The organism is Leucobacter sp. M11 (assembly GCF_035726885.1).
GTDB lineage: Bacteria > Actinomycetota > Actinomycetes > Actinomycetales > Microbacteriaceae > JAPFRB01.
Genome location: NZ_JAPFRB010000004.1, coordinates 234,721 through 236,421 on the forward strand (window position 1 = coordinate 234,721; position 1,701 = coordinate 236,421).

Below are 1,701 nucleotides of genomic sequence, written 5' to 3' on the forward strand. Positions count from 1 at the left end.
GTGATGAGCGCGAACCGGCTGAGCGCCGTCATCGCCGGACAGGGGCGCACCGCATGAGCATCCTCACGATCGACGACCTCCGGGTTTCCTACGCGCTCGGCCGGGACCGAGTCGACGCGGTGCGGGGGCTCTCCCTCACCCTGGCGGCGGGCGAGGTGCTCGCCGTCGTCGGGGAGTCCGGCTCCGGAAAGACCACCGCGGCCCAGGCCGCCACCGGGCTCCTCGCCGCCAACGGGCGGATCACGGCGGGCCGGGTCCGCCTCGGCGAGCTCGACGTCACCGACTGGGACGAGCGCCGCTTCCGCGCGGTGCGCGGCACCGGCATCGGCTGGATTCCGCAGGACCCCAACGCCTCGCTGAACCCGGTCAAACGCATCGGCGAGTCCGTGGCCGAGGTGCTGCGCATCCACCGCTGGGGCGACCGGACCGCGCGTCGTCGCCGGGTACTCGAACTGCTCGAGTACGTCGGGATCCCCGACCCCGAGCTGCGAGCGGGCCAGTTCCCGCACCAGCTCTCCGGCGGGATGAAGCAGCGCGTCCTGATCGCCGGGGCCATCGCGCTGAAGCCCGCCCTGCTCATCGCGGACGAGGCCACGAGCGCGCTTGACGTGACGGTGCAGCAGACGATCCTGGACCTGATCGATGAGCTGCGCCGCGACTCGGGCACCGCAGTGCTCATGATCACGCACGACCTCGCGGTTGCCGCGGACCGCTCAGATCGGCTCCTCGTCCTGAAGGACGGCGTCGTCCAGGAGTCCGGGCCGACCCAGGACGTGCTGCTGAATCCGGCGAATCCCTACACGGATCGACTGCTTCGCGACGCCCCCGCCATCGCCACGATCCGGGTGCGCGACGCGGCCCCGGTCGACGGGCCCGCCCCCGTGGCCGAGGGCGCGGCGGAGGTGCTGCTCGCGACCGGGCTGCGCCAGGAATTCGGCCGCCCGCGCGCGCGGCAGCTCGCGGTGGACGACGTGTCCTTCCGGGTCGCCGCGGGGAGCACCCACGCCATCGTGGGGGAGTCCGGCTCGGGAAAGACCACCGCCGCCCGGATCGTGCTCGGGCTGCAACGCCCGACCGCGGGCAGCGTCCGGATACTCGGGCAGGAGATGACGACCCTGCGCGGCGCGGCCAGGCGCGAGCTGCGGCGCTCCGTGCAGATGGTGTCGCAGAATCCCTTCGGCTCCCTCGACCCCCGCCAGCGGATCGGGGAGATCATCGCCGAGCCCCTCCGGAACTACGGCACGGACTCGGCGGCCGCGCGACGGACCCGCACCGCCGCCATGCTGGACCGGGTCGCGCTCCCCGCGAGCGTCCTGACCCGGCTCCCCGGGGAGCTGTCCGGCGGGCAGCGCCAGCGGGTCTCCATCGCCCGCGCGCTCATCCTCGAGCCGGGCCTCGTCGTGCTCGACGAGGCCGTCTCCGCGCTCGACGTCACGGTGCAGGCCCAGATCCTTGCCCTGCTCGGGGAGCTCCAGCGCGAGACCGGGGTCAGCTACCTGTTCATCTCCCACGACCTCGCGGTCGTCCGGCAGCTCTCGCACACCGTCTCGGTGATGAGCGCGGGCCGGGTCGTGGAATCCGGTGCCACCGCGGCCGTCTTCGACGCCCCGCAGCACCCGGTGACCCGGGGGCTCATCGACGCCATCCCCGGCCGCCGCGCCGCCCGCGCGGGCACCTTCCTCATCTGACCTCCCCGCCGTG

General features: G+C 73.7%; 1 protein-coding gene. It reads left to right on the forward strand.

Going from position 1 to position 1,701, the window contains the following annotated elements; all coding sequences use genetic code 11:
• Nucleotides 1-53 precede the first annotated feature (53 nt).
• Nucleotides 54-1,688 (forward strand): ABC transporter ATP-binding protein, encoded by a 1,635-nt coding sequence (locus OOT08_RS13090; protein ID WP_325093195.1) that lies wholly within the window; start codon nucleotides 54-56, stop codon nucleotides 1,686-1,688.
• Nucleotides 1,689-1,701: the final 13 nt, after the last annotated feature.

What these genes read in the sequence shown, in the direction of transcription:
- OOT08_RS13090 (WP_325093195.1), top strand. Translation starts at nt 54, where the DNA reads ATGAGCATCCTCACGATCGACGACCTCCGGGTTTCCTACGCGCTCGGC.